Origin of the sequence: Pseudarthrobacter sp. PvP004 (genome assembly GCF_017876035.1) — a bacterium.
GTDB lineage: Bacteria > Actinomycetota > Actinomycetes > Actinomycetales > Micrococcaceae > Arthrobacter > Arthrobacter aurescens_A.
Map to the genome: position 1 here is coordinate 56,531 of NZ_JAGINL010000002.1, position 21,070 is coordinate 77,600.

Annotated in this window: 15 protein-coding genes and 1 pseudogene; 5 read left to right on the forward strand and 11 right to left on the reverse strand. The window is 60.5% G+C overall.

From position 1 onward, the window contains the following. Positions 1-282 precede the first annotated feature (282 nt). Positions 283-1,518 carry an IS110 family transposase gene (locus J3A64_RS22980; RefSeq protein ID WP_210066376.1) on the forward strand — a complete coding sequence of 412 codons (1,236 nt, stop codon included), beginning with the start codon at positions 283-285 and terminating at the stop codon, positions 1,516-1,518. A 45-nt stretch (positions 1,519-1,563) separates the two neighbouring features. On the opposite strand, the gene J3A64_RS22985 is transcribed toward J3A64_RS22980, so the two are convergent. Both J3A64_RS22985 and J3A64_RS22990 read right to left on the reverse strand, forming a co-directional pair. Further along, positions 1,564-2,076: a CDGSH iron-sulfur domain-containing protein gene (locus J3A64_RS22985; RefSeq protein WP_307807234.1), complete on the reverse strand. Its 513-nt coding sequence runs from the start codon at positions 2,074-2,076 to the stop codon at positions 1,564-1,566. A 313-nt stretch (positions 2,077-2,389) separates the two neighbouring features. After that, positions 2,390-2,575 carry a hypothetical protein gene (locus tag J3A64_RS22990; protein ID WP_210066378.1) on the reverse strand — a complete coding sequence of 62 codons (186 nt, stop codon included), beginning with the start codon at positions 2,573-2,575 and terminating at the stop codon, positions 2,390-2,392. Between the two features lie 336 nt (positions 2,576-2,911). On the opposite strand from J3A64_RS22990, the gene J3A64_RS22995 reads away from it, so the two are divergent. Continuing rightward, the gene (locus J3A64_RS22995; RefSeq protein ID WP_210066380.1) at positions 2,912-3,097 is read left to right on the forward strand and encodes a hypothetical protein; all 186 of its coding nucleotides are present in this window, start codon (positions 2,912-2,914) and stop codon (positions 3,095-3,097) included. Between the two features lie 296 nt (positions 3,098-3,393). On the opposite strand, the gene J3A64_RS23000 is transcribed toward J3A64_RS22995, so the two are convergent. After that, on the reverse strand, positions 3,394-5,010 hold the full coding sequence (locus J3A64_RS23000; protein ID WP_210066382.1) for an SIR2 family protein: 1,617 nt from the start codon (positions 5,008-5,010) through the stop codon (positions 3,394-3,396). A gap of 152 nt (positions 5,011-5,162) precedes the next feature. Here J3A64_RS23000 and J3A64_RS23005 point away from each other — a divergent pair, with 152 nt between their 5' ends. Together J3A64_RS23005 and J3A64_RS23010 are read left to right on the forward strand one after the other, a co-directional pair. Then, on the forward strand, positions 5,163-5,504 hold the full coding sequence (locus J3A64_RS23005) for a hypothetical protein (RefSeq protein WP_210066384.1): 342 nt from the start codon (positions 5,163-5,165) through the stop codon (positions 5,502-5,504). Positions 5,505-6,685: 1,181 nt separating this feature from the next. Next, a pseudogene (locus J3A64_RS23010) lies at positions 6,686-12,037 on the forward strand (cutinase family protein); the annotation flags it as partial. Between the two features lie 311 nt (positions 12,038-12,348). On the opposite strand, the gene mobF reads toward J3A64_RS23010, so the two are convergent. Next, positions 12,349-16,761: a MobF family relaxase gene (mobF, locus tag J3A64_RS23015; protein WP_210066389.1), complete on the reverse strand. Its 4,413-nt coding sequence runs from the start codon at positions 16,759-16,761 to the stop codon at positions 12,349-12,351. Positions 16,762-17,164: 403 nt separating this feature from the next. Between mobF and J3A64_RS23020 the strand changes: the two genes are divergently transcribed. Continuing rightward, positions 17,165-17,599 carry a hypothetical protein gene (locus tag J3A64_RS23020; RefSeq protein ID WP_210066390.1) on the forward strand — a complete coding sequence of 145 codons (435 nt, stop codon included), beginning with the start codon at positions 17,165-17,167 and terminating at the stop codon, positions 17,597-17,599. Here the strand turns inward: J3A64_RS23020 and J3A64_RS23025 are convergent. From J3A64_RS23025 to J3A64_RS23055, 7 genes are all read right to left on the reverse strand, one after another. Next, on the reverse strand, positions 17,543-18,025 hold the full coding sequence (locus tag J3A64_RS23025; protein ID WP_210066392.1) for a hypothetical protein: 483 nt from the start codon (positions 18,023-18,025) through the stop codon (positions 17,543-17,545). The genes J3A64_RS23020 and J3A64_RS23025 overlap by 57 nt on opposite strands. Positions 18,026-18,032: 7 nt before the next feature. Then, positions 18,033-18,293 (reverse strand): chemotaxis protein, encoded by a 261-nt coding sequence (locus J3A64_RS23030; RefSeq protein ID WP_210066394.1) that lies wholly within the window; start codon positions 18,291-18,293, stop codon positions 18,033-18,035. Between the two features lie 40 nt (positions 18,294-18,333). Continuing rightward, complete coding sequence (locus J3A64_RS23885; protein ID WP_307807235.1) at positions 18,334-18,723, reverse strand: thermonuclease family protein; 390 nt, start codon at positions 18,721-18,723, stop codon at positions 18,334-18,336. A 60-nt stretch (positions 18,724-18,783) separates the two neighbouring features. Then, positions 18,784-19,179, reverse strand: a complete 396-nt coding sequence (locus tag J3A64_RS23040; protein ID WP_374100568.1) for a hypothetical protein — start codon at positions 19,177-19,179, stop codon at positions 18,784-18,786. An 80-nt stretch (positions 19,180-19,259) separates the two neighbouring features. Continuing rightward, entirely contained in the window at positions 19,260-20,129 is an 870-nt protein-coding gene (locus tag J3A64_RS23045; RefSeq protein WP_210066395.1) for a single-stranded DNA-binding protein, read from the reverse strand. Positions 20,130-20,134: 5 nt separating this feature from the next. Next, a complete protein-coding gene (locus J3A64_RS23050) occupies positions 20,135-20,401 on the reverse strand; it encodes a glutaredoxin family protein (protein ID WP_210066398.1) in 267 nt (88 codons plus the stop codon). After that, complete coding sequence (locus J3A64_RS23055; RefSeq protein ID WP_210066400.1) at positions 20,401-20,580, reverse strand: hypothetical protein; 180 nt, start codon at positions 20,578-20,580, stop codon at positions 20,401-20,403. The genes J3A64_RS23050 and J3A64_RS23055 overlap by 1 nt, the downstream gene beginning before the upstream one ends. Between the last annotated feature and the right edge of the window lie 490 nt (positions 20,581-21,070).

Here is a 21,070-nt window from a genome sequence, read left to right on the forward strand (position 1 = left end):
CGTCCCTCCATGGAAGGGGAAAATGGTGCGTTCCTCAACTTTCTGCAGTGCTTGACCCTTTCGGGCGTATGCTGCCGGGCCGATACTGGGAGCGTGTTCCGGATGCGTCCCTGGTTTTCCTATGGTGCCTGCGAGCCCGCGTATTAGCTTGGTGGCGGAGGGCCCTTGTCCGCGGGGACCGTGGACTGTTGCCTTTGAGCACGAACGTTAGATTTCTGCCTTTCATGCCCTCTCGTCCGGAACACGTTCGAACGATCCGATCGCGGCAGGAAGGGCCGAATCATGGATGTCCTCTACGAACGATGCGCCGGTCTTGATGTCTCCAAGCGCGATGCCAAAGCCTGTGTGCGTGTTGCCACCGGCGGGAAGATCACACAAACGACCACGACGTGGACCTCGATGACCAACCAGGTGCACGAACTGGCCCAATACCTCCTCACAGAACGGGTCGGCCTGATCGTGATCGAAGCCACCGGCGACTATTGGCGTCAGTTCTACTTCATCCTTGAAGAAGCCGGGCTCAACGTGCAACTGGTCAATGCCCGCGATGCCAGAAACCTGCCCGGACGCAAGACCGACGTCTCTGATGCCGCATGGCTGGCCCAGCTCGGCGCCCACGGACTGGTAAGAAGCTGTTTCGTTCCGCCGGCCGATATCCGCCGGATCCGTGATCTGACCCGTGCCCGAACAGCGATCACTGATGAACGATCCCGGGAGATCCAGCGGTTGGAGAAGATGCTGGAGGGCTCAGGCATCAAACTCTCCTCAGTCGCAACCGACATCACCGGGGCTTCCGGCCGGGCCATGCTGGAGGCGCTGATCCGCGGTGAAGACGATCCGGAAACGCTCGCCTCACTGGCCAAGGCAAGGATGCGCACCAAGATCCCCCAACTAATCGAAGCACTCACCGGACGATTCAACGACCACCACGCCTTCATGGCCAAGCTCTTTCTGGACCGAATCGATGCCCAAACCGCAGACTTGGAACGCGTCGAAGCCAGACTGGAAGCCCTCATGACGCCTTACGCTCCGGCCCGGGAACTGCTCTCGGGCATCCCAGGCATCAGCAACCGGATCGCCGAGGTCATCATCGCCGAAACAGGAGCCGACATGGCCGTTTTCGCCACCTCCGGGCACCTGGTCTCCTGGGCCGGCACCGCCCCCGGGGCCAACGAATCCGCTGGAAAGGCCAAGCCCACCGGCACCAGACCCGGTAACCGTTACCTCAAACGTGCCCTGGGCACCGCCGCACTATCGGTCTCCCGCTCCCAAAGCACCTACCTCGGGGCGAAATACCGGCGCATCAAATCACGGCGCGGTCCGATGAAAGCACTTGTCGCCATCCAACACTCGATGCTCACGACCATCTGGCACATGCTGACCAACGGCGAAATCTACACCGATCCCGGACCGGACTACTTCATCCGCCAACGGCCCGCCCAAACACAGATCCGTGCCATCCACCAACTCGAAGCCCTCGGCTATACCGTAACCCTCGAACCCCGGACAGCAGCCTGAAAGCAAAGCAAACAGACTTCATTTTCACGTTAGGCTGGTCCTGAATCAGATTGACACATTCACCCCGTGTGCTGAAACGGACGAATTATTGTCCACTGTCACCGCCAATGGCCTGCGTCGGCCTCCGACAGTGCCTGCATGGCCTGGCCGTGGAGCTATCCGGCAGGGCGTTCGGTGCGGAACCCTGATGAGCTTGTGCGTGCCGTCGCAGTACGGCTTGATGGCCGAAGCTCCGCATCGGCTCAGCGCAACTGTTTTCCGGTCCCGCGGCACGGCGCCGCCGGATGGAGTGAGGATCGCAAAGTCACCCCGAACAATCAGGGGCCCGTCCGGGCAGACCACGATTGAGCTGGGGGCAGCTTCCTGCTCCCCAGGTGCTTCTGTTCCATGCTGTTCGGGGGTCATGCCTGCACCGTATTCTTCGTTGTTGGCGCTGGAGGCCCGGTCAGCCCGCTTTCCCGATGGTTTGGGGTCGTCACCGTGCGGGTATCTCTTCGGTACCGTGGTTGAGTAAGCGGCCATCGTGACGGCGATGAGAGTTCCTGTGTTATCAGGCACTACTGAAGGCTCCACGCGAGCGTTTTCCCGGCCAAGAATCAGCTGCGACGGCCATGACGAAACCGTTGGGCCCGGCTCCCTGCGCTTCCTTCCCGCCGCCGACCACGCATCGACGTCCGTTCTGGCCATACGGTCGCCGCGGCGCACCGACAATGGCCCACTGGATGCCTGTGTGTCCATTGATGCAGGTGCTGACCGGGTGTGGCAACTGATCCGCGAACCAACCCTGTTTATAGACCTAGTTGCGAAGGACCCGCCCAGGACTGAGTCGAGGAGCTCGCGCCTGTGGGCTGTGGACGGTGTGAACTTTGGTTCATTCCTTCTGCGTCAGGTCTCCGCGGTCGAGGGCCGCCGTGCTGTCTACCGCTAGGAACCCTTGGCCGCCGACGGGTGCCCGCTTCGGGGTGCCGCTTTGGTGGAATTCCGGATAGACGATGAGGCCGCCGGTTCCGTCACCCTGTATGTCCGTGAAAGGCAACTTGGTCTGCTTCCCGCGCATGAAGCGTTGGAGGAGCAACTCGAGACAAGTGAGGGGTGGAGAATCGCCCTGGATGCCGCGCGGACATTTCTGGAACGAGGGTAGCGCAGCGACCAGGGCGCTCCAGCACCACGATCGGCGGTGACAGCAGGCACGCAGAACCGTGGCTCGATCAAAATCGCGCTCTCCGCAGGGGCCCCTGTTAGTGCGGGATATCAGTCCGGCGGCAGGAGCCGTAGTGAACACGGATCGGGGGGCGGCCCCGGGGGCAAGGATGATCAGCAATCCGCAGCAAATGTCGAGAAGCCGGTTTTGCTGCTGCGCCCTGGTCTAGGACAAGGTCCATCGCAAGGAGGAGTGTCAACTGTCCCGTTGAAGGGACGTTGGCGCGACCTCGCCGGTGAGGGGCTGGCAGGGCCTGTGGTGCTGCTATTGCTGGTCACCGTCGAAGTGGCTGAGTGTACTGCCGGAATGCCGGTACGGGATCCGGCCGCCTTCAACGGTGGTGAACAGGAAATTGCTGACTGCCGGTTCGGCCGGTAAAACCGCCCCTTTCACGCTGCTCCCCCAGCCATTCTCAAACGCCGATAACGAAGCTTATGTAAGGTTGAAGTGATCCGATTGCAGATTTTGCAGATTAGGACCAGCTGATACGTACTCCCCGGCCTCGGTTGCCTGGATGCTGAAGTCCGCGCCGTTACAGGACGACCCAAGGTTGGGTGGCCCAATACACACTGCAGATATCCAGTTCGGATAGAGCTACTACCCTATCGCCCTCCGGACCCGAACCTCGTGAGGATGAGTCCACAGATAACAGGGCGTTGGTCACAAGCTCGTCGCTAAGCGGCGACTTCCTTTTTGTGAAGCAGGAGGTCGTAGATGCAGATGGCTTTGGCTATCCCCGTGTACATCACGAAGCCCGGGGCATCTAACTCTTTCTTCAGGGCGGCGTGAAGCACCTGCATGTCTATCTTGGATACGTCCATGAAGGGCAGGACCCGGGCCACGTCATACCAATGGTTTCCTTGCAGGAAGACCGAAAAATTCGAGACTCTGTCCGCCCACGCCTGAAAGTGCCTCCGCTCCCGTGGTTGGGTGACCTCGAAGAACTTCATGCCTTGGCTTACCCGTAATCGAACCCTTGTTGGAACGTTTTCGGACGCTAGTGTTCCATCGGGTTTTAGGTACCCGGATAACCTCAAGTACTTGTAGATGGGCGTGTTCGTCTTCCCGGGGAGATTCTTTGGCAAGACATGGGAGACAACTAGCTTCATCGACTCAGCGTCGCTAGGGAGAGTCGGATTGATGATGTCGCGGAGGAGATCGTATCGATCCCGACCTACGATCCCTTGGCCTGTCATGGTCAGTTTGTCGTGAACACCGATGCCGATCACAACGTCGACTTCGTCGCTCTTGAAGGCCTCATCAATTGACATCACGTAGGTCTTGTTTTTTGGAGCGCTCGTCAGGACCAGCTCGGTCACCTGCTTCTTGACCCTGCGCAGGAGGTTGAGGGGAAGCCGCTCCTTCAGCGTGGAGAGAGCCATAAAAATGTCCTCATACTGAGACACGGTGATTTCCAGGATGGGCAGTGACAGGGTATCCATGGGGATAACAGTCTTGTTTATCCGTGCATCCGTGGCGTTCTCCTCCCACTGAACGAAGATAAGACGGTTCTGAAGAAGCCCGATGTTGTCCTTCGTCAGTACCTTGGCAATGCTCATCAGGATCTCACGAACGTTCTTGTCGGAGAGAGAGTAGCCGAGAAAGACGACCGGGTGCTCCACGAATATAGTGAGAAGCTTCGCGGCCAAGTAAGCATTGCGATCACCAAAATTCTCGTAGTCCTGTTGTGTCAGCACCAGCGAGTCAGGATTGGTGTAACTACCGTGAATCTTGTAGATCTCCCCAACCCCTTCCGGGTTACTGAAAAGAAGATCTTCCTGTCCCACGTAAACTTCCAACTCAGGGAACAGGTGCTCCAGTAGCGGATCGTAGTTCGTGGTGATGATCCCCTGGATAACTGACTTCTTGAACAACTCAAGCTCGTCAAACTCCTGGCCTTCCCCGGGAAGGTTGCGCATAAGATCCTTGACGTACTCGGAAATCTCGATCTTCAGCGGCGTACTTACATACTGGGGCTCCGAATGGATGATTCTCATGGGAGCGTAGTCGTCCGACGCGAACCAATGTGGGTGGAAATCATTTGCAAGGGCGGTGGCGATGGCGGGGAAGTCGCCATTAGCAGCAGAGGCATATTGGGCATACGGCTTATCCAGCTTTGCAGCAAACCGCGAAAGCAGTCCGGCCCAGGTCTCTGACTGGATATACCTCCGTGACATGCCGCTACCAACGAAGAGGAAAGGAGCCGTCTCAAAGGTAGAAAGATGGTTGTGCAGTTCATCCGCTAGCGGCAAGGCGTTCCCCCTGTTGGTTCCTGAGATAGCAGGTCGCACGCGCCACCTGCACCTTAGCCTACGGTTCGCAAAACCTTCCTCCCGGCATTCCGGGTCACGTTTCCTCCTTCGGACTGCTGCGAAAGAGTCTCTTACTGGTCATCTCGTCCATCCACCATAACGACGAAACGACAAACTAAGGACTGAACAACATGACCGCACGCCGCACACCCGCCGACCGGAAGGCCACCACCGCGGCCCCCGTCAAGCTCTCCGGTGAAGTGGTCCAGGTGCCGTCCGAGGAACTTGCTAACGAAGCTGCAGCCGCTGTATCGATTGCAAAGGATGTCCAAGCACCTGCCGTCGCCGAGCTTGGGGCAGAAGCGAACGGCACCAGCAAGGCACCCAAGAAAGCACCAGCCAAGCCTGCCGCCAAAAAGGAACCGGCACCCACGTTTCACGGGAATTGCACCCACGCAGAGTCAGGCGCGGAGGGCAAGAAGGCTCGCGCCGTGGACCGCCGCGAGTGTGCTGTTGCGGCTGCGGCTGCATGACCGACGGCCAAATGGCCGCGCCGCCACCAACTTCGTACTCGCGTCCTTCGGCCCTGGTCCTGATCTCGACATCGACGATGATGGGACAACATTCATCACCACGCCGCAGGCCACCCTTGAAGGCTACTTCGCCTTCAACCACGAAAGCGTTACTCGTCTGACGCTCGTCCCGTGATATGGGTTACACGGGTTCACTCTGCCACCTTGCAATTACTGGTCCGAAACCCGCTGAATCAGTCTCAGCGGATTTCAACCTTGGTTTAAGCCGGAAACGAACCCGCTGCATCCCTAATACACGGGTTTCAGCGAGCCGCCGACGGTGACAAGTACCCGTCCTGAAGCTACGGTACAGGCATGAAATCAGAGATACGGGCGGACCAACAATGCAATCGGTGTGGAGGTGTACGCACGATTACTTGGGGCCACATCTGGGAAAAGAACGCGAACGGAGAAGTGATGATCGACGACTGGCAGGGCACCTGCCCCGACGGTCACGAGCTTCCGTCTGCGCAACATCCATAAGCCCCGCGAGGCCATGCCAGGTGAGCACGTTTGAGCGCATTTCATTGCTATCAGCAGACATTCTCAATCATCCCCAGATACCCAAAAAGCGCGTCAGATCAACGATTTTGTTTTGCCGCCGGTGCTTCTGGGAAAGTTCAAATCTCACCGTCACCGCAGAAGAGGAAGCCTCGGCTGCCGAGTAGGCCGAACGCCGATAACAACGCATATGAAATTTGCGGCCGGTCTCCTCGACAATGGAAACCTCCTTAGCTTGCTTCCGTCCGTGCGAGGATGACTCTGTTAGCCGCACCCATAAAACCACGTTAAAACAGCTCGACTCGCCGTCACGGTGCTCCCCTTCTTCCGTAGGTGAAAGAACTAGGTCGGCTCCGTGCGAAATGTTACACCACAAAGTTCTCTTGACTTGAATTAGTACCTACACTGTGGTTATCCGCAATAGCGTGCATGGTGGAGGCCTGTAAATGGTCTCCCTGGGGGAGGAAACCACTGTGGTTTTGTTATGTAAATTTAGGCGGATAGCTGTGGCGTTTGCGGGCTTCTTGACCGTGACACTCTTGGTTCTTACAACAGCTCTACCTGTGCAGGCATTGTCCAGCCAAGCAGCCTGGACAGCGGCGGTTCAAAGCTCTCCCATCGAGCCGTTCGTATCGAACTTTTCATTCGCGGATGTGCCGGCAGAAAGCCAATTTCACAGCGAAATTCAGTGGCTTGCAGAGCGCGGTATCAGCTCTGGTTGGGTAGAGGCGGATGGCACGCGAACCTATCGGCCAGTGCAACCGGTAAATCGCGATGCGATGGCCGCTTTCATGTACCGGTTGAAAGGTAGCCCGGAGTTCACACCTCCCTCCAGCTCGCCCTTTTCCGACGTCTCCACTACACAGCAGTTTTATAAGGAGATGGCCTGGCTGGCATCCATGGGGATCAGCACGGGATGGACAGAAAGTAACGGCTCCAAGACGTACCGCTCTTTTCTGCCAGTCAGCCGAGACGCGATGGCAGCGTTTCTATTCCGCTTAGCAGGAAGCCCAACCTTCACGGCGCCTGCGACATCCCCCTTCGGCGACGTGACTACAACACAACAGTTCTACAAAGAGATGGCCTGGCTGGCATCCATGGGGATCAGCACCGGATGGACAGAAGCGAATGGATCCAGGTCGTATAGGGCGCTGACGACGGTCAATCGAGATGCCATGGCAGCCTTCATGTATCGGTTCAACGGGTCCTTGGGTTCGGCTCCGGTCCCGCCGGTGTCGGGTGTTACCGCCGTAGCCTCCGGTCCCACGGCCGCCGTCCTTTCCTGGACGAACCCCTCTTCAGCCGGGCACGCCGGGGTCATGATCCGCCGAACCGCCGGAAACACAGCACCGGCCGGCATCACGGATGGCACGCTCGTCACCGAACTGCCAGGTACTACCACCACCTACACGAACACCGGCCTGACCGCCTCGACCACATACTCCTACTCCGTGTTCGCCAAAGACACCCAAGGCAAGTACGCCGCACCCGCCAAAGCAACCGTCACCACCATCGCCGCCCCCGTTGTCGTTCCGCCGGTGCCGGGTGTTACCGCCGTAGCCTCCGGTCCCACGGCCGCCGTCCTTTCCTGGACGAACCCCTCTTCAGCCGGGCACGCCGGGGTCATGATCCGCCGAACCGCCGGAAACACAGCACCGGCCGGCATCACGGATGGCACGCTCGTCACCGAACTGCCAGGTACTACCACCACCTACACGAACACCGGCCTGACCGCCTCGACCACATACTCCTACTCCGTGTTCGCCAAAGACATCCAAGGCAAGTACGCCGCACCCGCCAAAGCAACCGTCACCACCATCGCCGCCCCCGACAACTGCTCCGTGCCCCGCCAGGTGGTTGCCGATATTTCACAAGATACAGTCTGGGGGGCAAGCTGCCCAGAAGTCGTGCTCGTCAAAGGGATGCGAAAGGTTTCCCCAGGTGTGACGTTGACTATTCAGCCCGGCACCGTGGTGAAATTCCACTACACCAGCAGCCTGTCCGTTGATGGCTCCTTGGTGGTCAACGGCACCGCCGCCGCCCCGGTGACCTTCACCTCCTTCCAGGACGACACCGCAGGAGGTGACACCAACGGTGACGCCGGCGCAACCAAACCCGCCATCAACGACTGGTCCGGCCTGACGGCATCTGACACAGGTTCGGTGAGCGTGACCGGATTGTCCATGCGGTATGCGGCATCCGTTCTAAATGGGAATGGCCCCCAGAAGGTCAGCATCTTGAAGTCCATGTTCACGGACTGCGGCATCGGCATCGAGGTGAACCGCCGTTCGGGCTATGAACACCGCTTGCGGTCCATGGTCATCAACGGCAATACCTTGACCCGGTCAGGAAGCATCAGCATCCGATCAGAAAACGACGAAGAAGAAACCGTTCCCGTCCAAATCAAGGACAACACCGTCACCGGCGCTAGTGCCGGGCCGTACTTCATCCGCGACGTTCGATTGCGTCCCTCAAACCTGACAGGCAACACCGGCTCAGGCAACAAAATCAACGCAATCCAAATTGCCGGCAAACTCATCGAGAACTGGACAATGCCCACCACCGGGCTCCCCTACCTGGTTTCCTCATGGACCTACTCATCGCTGCGAATCACAGACGGTGTGACGTTGACTATTCAGCCCGGCACCGTGGTGAAATTCCACTACACCAGCAGCCTGTCCGTTGATGGCTCCTTGGTGGTCAACGGCACCGCCGCCGCCCCGGTGACCTTCACCTCCTTCCAGGACGACACCGCAGGAGGTGACACCAACGGTGACGCCGGCGCAACCAAACCCGCCATCAACGACTGGTCCGGCCTGACGGCATCTGACACAGGTTCGGTGAGCGTGACCGGATTGTCCATGCGGTATGCGGCATCCGTTCTAAATGGGAATGGCCCCCAGAAGGTCAGCATCTTGAAGTCCATGTTCACGGACTGCGGCATCGGCATCGAGGTGAACCGCCGTTCGGGCTATGAACACCGCTTGCGGTCCATGGTCATCAACGGCAATACCTTGACCCGGTCAGGAAGCATCAGCATCCGATCAGAAAACGACGAAGAAGAAACCGTTCCCGTCCAAATCAAGGACAACACCGTCACCGGCGCTAGTGCCGGGCCGTACTTCATCCGCGACGTTCGATTGCGTCCCTCAAACCTGACAGGCAACACCGGCTCAGGCAACAAAATCAACGCAATCCAAATTGCCGGCAAACTCATCGAGAACTGGACAATGCCCACCACCGGGCTCCCCTACCTGGTTTCCTCATGGACCTACTCATCGCTGCGAATCACAGACGGTGTGACGTTGACTATTCAGCCCGGCACCGTGGTGAAATTCCACTACACCAGCAGCCTGTCCGTTGATGGCTCCTTGGTGGTCAACGGCACCGCCGCCGCCCCGGTGACCTTCACCTCCTTCCAGGACGACACCGCAGGAGGTGACACCAACGGTGACGCCGGCGCAACCAAACCCGCCATCAACGACTGGTCCGGCCTGACGGCATCTGACACAGGTTCGGTGAGCGTGACCGGATTGTCCATGCGGTATGCGGCATCCGTTCTAAATGGGAATGGCCCCCAGAAGGTCAGCATCTTGAAGTCCATGTTCACGGACTGCGGCATCGGCATCGAGGTGAACCGCCGTTCGGGCTATGAACACCGCTTGCGGTCCATGGTCATCAACGGCAATACCTTGACCCGGTCAGGAAGCATCAGCATCCGATCAGAAAACGACGAAGAAGAAACCGTTCCCGTCCAAATCAAGGACAACACCGTCACCGGCGCTAGTGCCGGGCCGTACTTCATCCGCGACGTTCGATTGCGTCCCTCAAACCTGACAGGCAACACCGGCTCAGGCAACAAAATCAACGCAATCCAAATTGCCGGCAAACTCATCGAGAACTGGACAATGCCCACCACCGGGCTCCCCTACCTGGTTTCCTCATGGACCTACTCATCGCTGCGAATCACAGACGGTGTGACGTTGACTATTCAGCCCGGCACCGTGGTGAAATTCCACTACACCAGCAGCCTGTCCGTTGATGGCTCCTTGGTGGTCAACGGCACCGCCGCCGCCCCGGTGACCTTCACCTCCTTCCAGGACGACACCGCAGGAGGTGACACCAACGGTGACGCCGGCGCAACCAAACCCGCCATCAACGACTGGTCCGGCCTGACGGCATCTGACACAGGTTCGGTGAGCGTGACCGGATTGTCCATGCGGTATGCGGCATCCGTTCTAAATGGGAATGGCCCCCAGAAGGTCAGCATCTTGAAGTCCATGTTCACGGACTGCGGCATCGGCATCGAGGTGAACCGCCGTTCGGGCTATGAACACCGCTTGCGGTCCATGGTCATCAACGGCAATACCTTGACCCGGTCAGGAAGCATCAGCATCCGATCAGAAAACGACGAAGAAGAAACCGTTCCCGTCCAAATCAAGGACAACACCGTCACCGGCGCTAGTGCCGGGCCGTACTTCATCCGCGACGTTCGATTGCGTCCCTCAAACCTGACAGGCAACACCGGCTCAGGCAACAAAATCAACGCAATCCAAATTGCCGGCAAACTCATCGAGAACTGGACAATGCCCACCACCGGGCTCCCCTACCTGGTTTCCTCATGGACCTACTCATCGCTGCGAATCACAGACGGTGTGACGTTGACTATTCAGCCCGGCACCGTGGTGAAATTCCACTACACCAGCAGCCTGTCCGTTGATGGCTCCTTGGTGGTCAACGGCACCGCCGCCGCCCCGGTGACCTTCACCTCCTTCCAGGACGACACCGCAGGAGGTGACACCAACGGTGACGCCGGCGCAACCAAACCCGCCATCAACGACTGGTCCGGCCTGACAGTTACCGGGGCCCTCAAAGCACAGCACTTGGTAGTAAAGTACGCCTCGCAGTCAGTTACCGGTCAGCCAGACTATAGCAACGGAAACCCGCCGCCGCCCCTACTGGAGTTGGACCATGTTCGGCTCGAATCGGCCGTCACCTGTCTGACTACGGGCAACGACGTGAGAGGTCACTTCCATGGCGCTGTCGCTAATTGCGCCACCGGCGTGGAGTCGCGTGATCCCTTTGATGCCACGAACGTTGAATGGGGTGGCGGACGCGGTCCGGGCCCTGAAAACGGAAACCCCTCGATGGGTGGCTCAGCGGTCAGCGTTTACCCCTGGGTAGGAGTCGTTCTGCCGCCGAAGCCCACGACACTACCGGCAGCCCAGGCGGCCAACGTTTGCAAGCAATACCTATTTATCGGTGTCATGGGTTCAGGGCAAAGAGGGGAGGCGAATAATACAGATCTCCTGGGTTCACAAGTGCGTGCTATTCAGAAGCAATTCTCCGAGGAAGTAGGAGCCGACAAAATCGCCACGCTGGGACTGGACTATCCAGCCTTTCCCGTGCCCATTGTCGAAGAAAAATCGCTGCAAGGAATCGCCCAATACGTCCCCGGCGCCTGGCAGGGTTCCCTGTCGCTGATCTGGGAAATCGAGCAGGCAGCCGAACGATGCCCAGACCAAAAGATTGTCTTGGCCGGTTATTCGCAAGGCGCCTGGGTCATCCATGCTGCAGTCAACTACATGGCGGCCGCACAATCACCGAGGCTTCAACATGTAAAGGGCGTGTCGCTACTAGCAGACCCGCTGAGAAAGTCATCTGATTTCATGCATCACTTTGGAACTGCCACTACTGACGCAACGGGAGTCGTGAACTTGAAAATCGGCAACGTTACAGTTGGTATGCATGACTGGATGAACGGGGTTGTCAAGAAGATGTATCCAGAACTGTCGGATCTGGAAGCTGTGAAGATGTCATTGGGCGGATACCCTGGGTCTTTTTCTGGGCCAACGATCAGTATCTGTGATCATCAAGATCCAGTGTGCGCGTTCACTCTCATTCCTCCTGGCATCGATTTCGCAGTGCATACCTCCTACGGTCCGACCGACTATCTCCTGCTAGGGCGGAAGCTGGCGCAACTCATGGCTTAGCCTGTAACCCCTCAGGTGCCTTTCGGGTGGACGACACCCCCATGTACATAGACTGGACCGGAATAGGCTTCGGCGTGGAACCACCAAGGGAGTTGCTATGCAGGCTGGGGATGTCTCCTTGGGCAAAATTCTGCCAATGACCATCAAAACTTCATTCCGCTAATTCAGCGCCCGCATGTGTGGAATGTATCGCCACACAATGTCGCCCCAATAGCGGACGTTATGCCACGTAGTCGAGGTAATGGCTGCCCTGCACCTCTGGTTCGGCTACCGGTTGGAGACCTAGCACACAGCTTATGCAGAGCCGGCGGCTAGAGCTCGTGGTCCTGGTCTTGGTGGTTTTGGCGGGCCTGGGCTGCTGCGCGTTCGGCTTGCTGCTTGGCAGCTTCTTTCTGTTCGGCCGTTTGCTCGGTTTGCGGCTGTGCCTGCTGCTGGGCCGCGAGCCGTGTGGCGTTTCGTTCGGCTGTGATCTTCTCCAGGCGGCTGCGGAGGCGGGGTTTTTCCGTCTGGGCGGGTGTGATGGCCGTCGGCTCCTGGGCGTTGGCTTCCCGGTCCGCGTCGGTGGCGAGTTGCGCGGGCGACTCGGGGGCATGAGTTTCCTTGCTTCGATCTACGGCACGTAGAGCATTCAGGGTCCTGTCTTGTTCGGTGGTGTGTTCGGGCAGGGCATGTGAGCGCTTGGAGATGGTCACTGCCTGGTCGTGGAGTTGCTGGCCGATCTCTTCGTTTCTGAGCCGCTCTGGAACTGGTGTGGCCTCCATTTCGGGAACGTTGTAGCGGGCGCGGAACATTTCGATGCTGGCCGCTGTGTCGCGCCATTGCTGGGCGGCGTCGGGGCGTGCCGGGACGGGCCCGAGTTTCTGTGCCCATTCCGGTGGGGTGGCCGCCAGGAGGTGGCCGCGTTCGTCGAACCTTGCGGCGAGGACTTCGCGTCGGGCTGCGAGTTCTTCCTTCCAGGGCTGGGGCAGGTAAGGGCTTGACGCCGCGCGGGCCGGGGCGAGCCATTCCAGCAGCCTGTCCGGTGCCTGAACAGCTGTGACGGGGCGTGGCGTGAGGGTGCGGAGGCGTTCCTCAGCCCGGGCGCGGGCGGCGATGGTTTCGTGTCCCCATGCGCGCTGGATGTTGGCGCCGGCGGCGGGGTTCTGCCCGTAGACGGTGCGGGCGGCGCGTTCGGTGGTTTCGGCTATGCGCTGTGATTCTTTGAGCTGCTGGTTGCGGATCCGGTGTTCTTCCTGGAGCGCGCGCAGCTGCTGGTGGGCACGCCGGGCAACCGCGGGGTCGTTGATGGACGAGGTTTCACGCGCGGTGAACCGGGTCGTGAAGATCCGGCGTTCAAGTTCGGCGTCCGTGAGGTTGCCGTGCCGGCGGTTGGTCCAGTGCTCAGCTGGTTTCGACCCGGGGGCTGCGGCTGCTTCACGCGCGGCCCGGGCACCAGCTTCGGCTTCAGCACGGACGCTCGCCAGTTGCTCGTCGGTTAGTCCCTGCAGGGGGCGTTCCCCTGCTTGGGCAATCAGTTCGGGAGCTTTGTCCATGATCTTCTCCACGCGCCAGGCGAGCACGGCGGAGAGGTCATCGGCGGTCTCGAATTCGCGTTCACCGGCTGCCGTGCGCAGCAACCCGGCAGTGTCCCAGCCGCCCTGTTCGGCCTTGGCCAGGTGCGTGGCCACAGCTCCCCAGGATTCGGCGTTGATGAACTTCTCAGCGTCCGGTCCAAGAATCTGCCGTGCCATGGCGGCCATGCGCAGGGTGTTGGCTTCTTCGGTAACGTAGCGGTACTGATCGGCCAGAGTCAGGGGCGAGTTGATGCGTTCGTATTCGGTGGCCATGGCCTCGTGCGCCGAGGAGTCCTGGCTGTGGTTCCCGGCGATCGCGGCCAGAACACTGTCCCTGTCCTGGCCTTCCTCGACGGCGACGAACAACACGTTCTCATCCCGGCCACGCGTGGCGGCGACGTAGGCGTTCTCCCGCGTGGTGGAGGCGTCAAGGATCGGGATACCGGCGTCTTTGGTCATGCCCTGGGCGCGGTGGGTAGTCAGGGCGTAGCCGAGGTGGACGTGCTCTGGAACGTACTCGGCGGGGAGCCGGATCGTCCCGCCGTGCTCGAGGTGGGCCACCGACAGGGACCCGTCCTCGTGGGCTTGTTCGACGGTCCAGAGGTCGCCGTTCTTCACGACGTCCCGGCCTCGCTTGACCTTGAGCTGGGAGTCGTTCAGGCGTGTCACGATGTGGTCCCCGGCCCAGGCGTGGGATCCGTCGCGCAGCTGCACGGATGCCCCGGCGCCGGAGACTTCTCCGGTTTCGATCCGGTAGGCCTGGGCGCGTTCGGAGAGCCGTTGTGAGCTTTCGTTGGTCGGTGCCATCATCACCGCGGCATCGCCCTGGTTCAGGCGGCTCTGCCACAAACCGAATGCCAGGCCTTCAACGGTTTCGATGCTTCCGGCCTGAACGCGTCCGTTGTCTTTGTACCAGGCGAAAGGGTCAGCTTCGTGCTCGGTGGGGGTGCGAAGGAGCAGGGAGGCTTCTGCTTCTTCGGGGCTGTGGAACCGGTGAATGGTCTCCAGCTCGGTCGCGCCGACCTCGTTGATCAGCAGCCGCAGCGCGCCACCGGCTTGGACGGCGGAGAGCTGCCGGTCATCGCCGATGAGGCGGACAAGTCCGCCGCCGGCCTCGACTGCCCTGACGACGTCGGCGAGTTTGCCGGTGCCCTGCATACCGGCTTCATCGACGATTACGAGGGTGCCCGGTGTGACCTTGAAAGCCTCGTTGGGGCTGAGCAGGAACTTGTCTGTTGTCGCAGCAGTGATGCCGAGTTGTTCGCCCAGGTTCGCTGCGGCCACGGCTGATGGTGCGAGGCCGATGACCCTGCCTCCCGCGTGCGTGATGGCGGCCCGGACCAAGCCCATGGAACTGGATTTGCCGGTACCGGCGGCACCGATGCCGACAGCCAGGAGCTTCGATGAGGTGGCGAATTCTCGGGCCAGTTCGATCTGGCCGGCGTCCAGCGGGTGGGATTTTTCCCCGGTGGCTACGGCGAGGTTGTAGGCGTCCACGGCGGCGTTGAAGTCCTGCATGGAGGCTGCCGGGATGACGTCTTTCTTCCCGGCGCGCAGCAGCAGGTTCTCGTCTTCGAGGATCTTCGTGGAGGTGTACCGGGTATCGGTGCGGTGGTTGAAGTCAGCTGTTCCGGCGTTCCGGGTGAGTGCTTCGAACCGGCCGTGAACCTGGTCCGGGGTGATGCGCACGGATACGGTGCCGAGGCTGTGGGAAACCACCTGCTCCACGGTGCCTGCCGGGACCGGGACGTGTTCGACGGCGTATTCGCGTGCCCAACGGTTGGCTTCGGCCATGACATTCTGCGCTGTCCAGGTGGAGCGCTTGTCCGAAACAGCGGTGACAACCTGACGCGCGACGGCGTCAATGTCGATCCCGGTCTCAGCGGGGCGGACTGTCCGGGCACGGGTACCGGTGATCCGTTTCAGGTCCTGTTCCGTGTAGAGGGTTCCGGCTTCCTGCCGCCATGCTTTGGCCTGTTCGGCGAGGGTCTTGGGTTTCTCTTTGTCGGGCCTCGTGTCCAATGTTGCGGCTTGTGCGAGTTTGATCAGGGCGGCTTGGTCGGGGCTGTGGCCGTGCTGCTCTTCGTACGCCTGACGTAGTTCGGTCAGGCTAGAACGGATGCCTGCGCTGCGCTTCGAGAACAGGGTGTTCAGTTCCCGGGGGACGGAGGCTACTTCCATGACGGGCTGCTTGGATCCGTGGACGGTGCGGGCTTCGAACTGAACCCCGTGCTCTTCGAGGTAGGCCTGGATCCGGGTGTTGTAGTGCTCCGAGACGGCCACGGCTGAGCGGTGCAGGAGCTTGCCGTCGATGGTCTTCCAGTTCCCTTGCAGGTCCTGGACCTTGTTGGATACCACAAGGTGGGTGTGCAGGTTCGGGTCGCCCAGGCGGGAATCGTGGTGACGGAAAGCCGTGGCCGTGAGTCCGCCTTTGACGGAGGTTTGGGCGATGCCGTTGGTGCCCAAGCGGGTGGCCAGGGCGTGGGTTTCCAGATACTCCACGGACTGCTTCAGCGCGGCTTGGTGGGCTTCTTCGACGAGACGGCGGGTGTCGGCATCGCCGAGGGCCCACAGCACGGAGATGCTTTTGACCGGGGTAAAGGTCAGGTCGTACCCGGCTACTGCGTTCTGCTGGGGTCGCAGCTGCGCGGTGATGTACTTGCCCAGTTCTTCCTTGGACGCGGGCGGTCGTCCGTGCCCTTCACGGAACATCACAGCCGCTGCGGTGGCCCGTATCCGGTGCCGTTCGGCAGCGGTGGGTTTGCGGCCCTGCATGCGTTCGAAGTCGCTCTCGCGGACGCGGATAGCCTTGGCCAGGGCGTTGTCCTTGGGGGCGTAGTCGTAGTAACGGCGGCCTAGTTTCGCCTCTGCTTGGGCGGCTTTCTCGGCCTTTTTGGCTGGCAGTCCGTCGGCAAGTTTCGCGGCGAGGATGGCCTCGTATTCGGGGTGCCGGCCCTGTCCGAAGAGGTTCGCCATGTGGGCTTCGGTGACGTGCCCGGACACACCCATTGTTTCAGCTCCGCGTCCAAGCCACTGCCCCGGGGGCAAGCCTTGGGCGGTGTAGTAGTCGCCCAGGTGGCGGTCGCCTGCGCGCAGTTCATCACCGCTGGCGGTCTCCTGTGTGTAGTACAGGTAACCGGTGCCAGCACTGAGAACGTGCAGCGACATCATGACCCGATTCTAGAGGAATCGGCCTCGTTTATTCGAAATGCAAGAGGTGTGACTGAATTCGGCGTTTTGAGCGTGATGCGAGCTAGCGAGTATCGGTTCGAAAAACGTCGGATTGAGTCCATCATTCTGATGCGAGTATCCATATGAAAAGCGGCAGCTTTGATTGTTGATACTCGCTGGCAGGGGTTATGCACAGCTCGATGAACACATGAGGCTCCAAGCCTGCCCAGGGCAAGTTGTGTCTAACCCCTGCCAGCGCCCGCAAACCGGCCGCGACGCCCTCGCCGGCTCTTCCGGACTGAACACGCGTGGGCTTCTAACCGTTAGGTTTCCGGTTCGCCGTGGGCCTTCTGTAAGAATGGGGACCGGAGACAGAAAACCGACCACACCAAAGGGGGCCGTGATGGCTGGAAAGACACGCAACACGATGATCGTTCAGGCACGCCGGAAGACCGAGGAGTTGGCCGCGAAACGGCGCGAACGCGAAGCGACGCTTCAGTCGCTGGCCACCGACTACCACGCCGCAACGATGATGGCCGAAGCCGGGGTTGAAGAGGCCGAACGGCAGGCAGCAGAACTGATCGCCGCGGCGAAGAGGAACGCGGCCGCGGCGATTGATGATGCGAAGGAAACTGTTCGCAAGATGCTCGCCACCGGCGAGACCCGCCAGGGCATTGCAGAGCTGCTGGACGTCAGCGTCTCTTACGTCCGCAGCATCGACGTGGCCACACCGAAGAAGACCAAGACCGGCACCGATAATGAGGCGGCCGGAGCCCCGGAGTCAGAAGAGAGTGGGAGCGTCGGGGTCGTGTCCGGACATGAGGGGGCGGATCACTGATTCGTCCCATCCGTGCTCTTTGAGTGCATCACGGAGCTGCCGCGATTGAGCGGTGAAGTTTGCGCGGCCGACGCCACGCCATCGCCACGAATGGGCGTTGGCGTGGCGTCTCTTTTGTGAACGGTCAATAAGGTTCTCCGCTTGCGTGCCAGGGAACAGGTGGCTGTCCATTCCACCGGTGGCACGGACACAGAGTGGGATATCACAGGAATGCATCAGCTTGGTGTCGGGGTCCAGCTGCTCGCCAGTCAACAGCAGGTATGCGAAGCGTTGAGGCCGGACAGCCTGTTGACCTGTCGGCGTCTTGATCCAGTACCGCCCGTAGCCGTCATCACCGACCGCACCGGTCCAGAGCCAGCAGTCATTTTCACGTGGTCCTTTGATGACCTTGGACCAGAAGCGGGCCTCGTCAGGCGTCGTGGGCATGACCGGATTACCAGCGACGCCAGCGGCGTTCGAGCCGGTTCGCGGCGAAGAAGAAAGCGACCATGAACAGGGCCGGTGGCACTACCTGGAGCAGGCTCTGGCCGAGCCAGGCCACCACGGCGGTGATCAACGCAATCACGCCGGCGGCCTTGCAGAGGAAGATGAGAATGCCTTGGCCGGCGGCTACCGGGTGCGTGAGTGCGTAGATGATCCAGCCGCCCAAGGCGACGGCGGCGAACGCTGCGAAGAAGATCAGAACGACGACCATGGTGTTCCCCTAACGATTCGGTGTTGGGTGGTCGGTGGGTTCAGCAACTCCATCGGCCCGCCTTGCTGTCCTTGGCTTGATCAGCGGCCGCGGTGAAGTCGCCGCTGTAGGCGAAGGACTTGCCATAGCCGGTAGCTTCGGCGTGGCCGTGGTCAAGGATCGCCCGGTTGGCCAGAGTGCCATCGGCGATCCAGACATACGCCAGTAACCGGTCGTACCTGTCCCGCACACCCTGTCCGGGATCGGCCGAGAGGAACACTTGTTGTCCGTCCAGGAGTGAGTGCAGGTAGGTGGACGCTTCCGGTCCGCCGCACTCCACCGGTGCATTGTCTTTGACGCTTTCCGGTGCGTTGATGCCAACGAGCCTGACGCGGCTGCTGGTGCCGTTGCAGCTGATCCGGATCGTGTCCCCATCGACAACACTCTCCACGGTGTACGGACCGCTGGCAGGGACCGGAGTTCCGGCGGCCGTGCCGCTGTGCCGGTCGCGTCACAGGGTACTTCCTGCAGCGGTGCCCGGCCGCCGGCGGGGACGGCCTGCGGTCCGCCTTCGGACGTGCAGCCGGTAAGAAGCAGGAGAATGCCAGCTGCTAAAGCCATGGTCTTGATTCGGCGTTGGTTGCTCATCGGCGATCCTCCTTTGCTGCGGTTTCGGCGCGGGTTCGTCGGCCTGGGCGAAGCTCGCCAGGTCGACACCTGGCCATTTCCGTCCGTCGTTGTATTTGCGTTGGAGCCGTCGCAGCTCCCTGCGGGCAGCTGCTTCAACGAAGTCAGCGATGGAGACGTAACCCTCTTGCTGGCCAACGGCTGCGACGGCGGCGCGGATCTGCTTCAGGTCGTCCTCGGTGAAGTAGGAGCCCTTTTCCCTACCCCTGGGCCTAGTCATGGCTGGTCATCGTCCTTCACAGCTTTCCGATAGCGCTAACGTGCAGGGCCGGCCTCTCGACCGACCCTGCACGGCGCGGGTTAGAACGGTGGTTCAGAGTCGGGACCGTTGCCCCAGGACCCAGCGTTGGCCGGCTGGTTCGCCGCCCATGGGTCGTCCTGCTGGGCGGGCTGGCCGGTATTGCCCTGGCTGCCGACCCCCCCGGTTCCTGTGCCCTGGTTGTTGTTGCGCTGGGTGCGGTTGACCTTCGCGCTTGCGTACCGCAGGGACGGGCCGATCTCGTCTACCTCGAGTTCGATCACGGTGCGCTTCTCGCCTTCCTTGGTCTCGTAGGACCGGGACTTCAGCCGGCCCGAGACGATGACACGCGTGCCCTTGGTAAGGGACTCAGCGACGTTCTCGGCTGCCTCCCGCCACACACTGGCCCGGAGGAAAAGCGTCTCCCCGTCCTTCCACTCGTTGGACTGACGATCGAAGGTCCTGGGTGTTGAAGCGATGGTGAAGTTCGCTACCGCCGACCCGCTGGGCGTGAAACGCAGCTCTGGGTCCGATGTCAGGTTTCCGATGACTGTGATGGTGGTTTCGACGGCCATGATGGTTCCTTTTCCTCGTGTGCTGGTGGTGTTCTCGGTGTCTGTGCTGGTTTCGTTCTGAGGTTCGGTCCCACCCGGTTGGTCGTGGGTGAGGTCGTTGGGCTGGTACTGGTCCGCGGTGTGTTGATCCCAGAGACCGCCGGGACCAAGAGGGGCGCGGCTGATCGCTTCAAGGTACCGGTCATCCCCTCCCTTGTAGGGGACGGCGTAGAAGCCGTCGTACAGGTCGATAACTTCTTCGGGTTCTATCGGGTCGGGGTGGATCGTGCCGCTGGGGTTGGTCTGTCGGAACAGGTCCACGTCCAGCGGGATCCGTGGGCTGATCGTGAACCCGTCCACCGGGTGCGGGGTGGTCATGGTCCTCACGCTGCCTTGTGGGTCATGGCTGCTTGGACGAGCTTGTCTTGGCGCAGGCCGGACCAGTGGTCCTGGTCATCGGAGTTGTTCACGACAACGGGCGCCTGGGAGTAGCCAAGCTCGGCGGAGATGTACTCCAAAGCGGCGGGTACTTCGGTGATGTCCACGGGCGTGTAGGTGATGCCTTTGGAGTCGAAGTGCTCCTTGGTGCGGTCGCAGTTCGGGCAGTCGGGCTTGGTGTAGACCGTGTATGCGGTGTATGCGGTGGTCATTACTTCCGCCCCAGGAAGATCACGAAGCCGGCGGCACCTGCCAGAGCGGCGGTGACGGTAATGGCGACGGTGGGGATGACGAGAGCGGCTACCGCGATCTGCGCTACGGCGGCGAGACTGAGGAAGAATTCTGCGAAGGAGAAGTCCCGGGCGGCGGTTTCGGTGGTGGAAGTAGTCATTTTCAGTCCTCGGTTTCGTATCAGTTGTGGTGTGGTTCGTCTGCTTGACTTGATACTTATATTCTACCGTTTATTCACCTGAATAACTAAGGTTTTTCCGCGTATTCTAGGGATTTTTGGCCCTATTTGGGTAGATTTTTGGTGATTTCCACGGCGGGCCATGGCGGGTGTCATGTCATTTTCAGAAGCTGACTGCACTGAATGTCAGCAGTCGTCTGCACTGAGAACTTGTCCGATAGAGGATCCTTTACCGGGCCGCGCGATGCAGCCCAACAATGCAGAGAGCCTGAGGCGCGCCGCCTGCTCCTTGACTCCCAGGAATAGGCTTTGAACCAAAACCGACTGGGCAAATTGATATAGCCATTACAAGGCATTTGGTGGTCAACGTGAAAAGAATGGAAGCACCCCGCTTTTCGGCCGTCTACGCCGGGTTGGGGATCATGCTGTGGTTGGTGCTGGCGGGAACCGATATAACTGACAACGGCGCTTC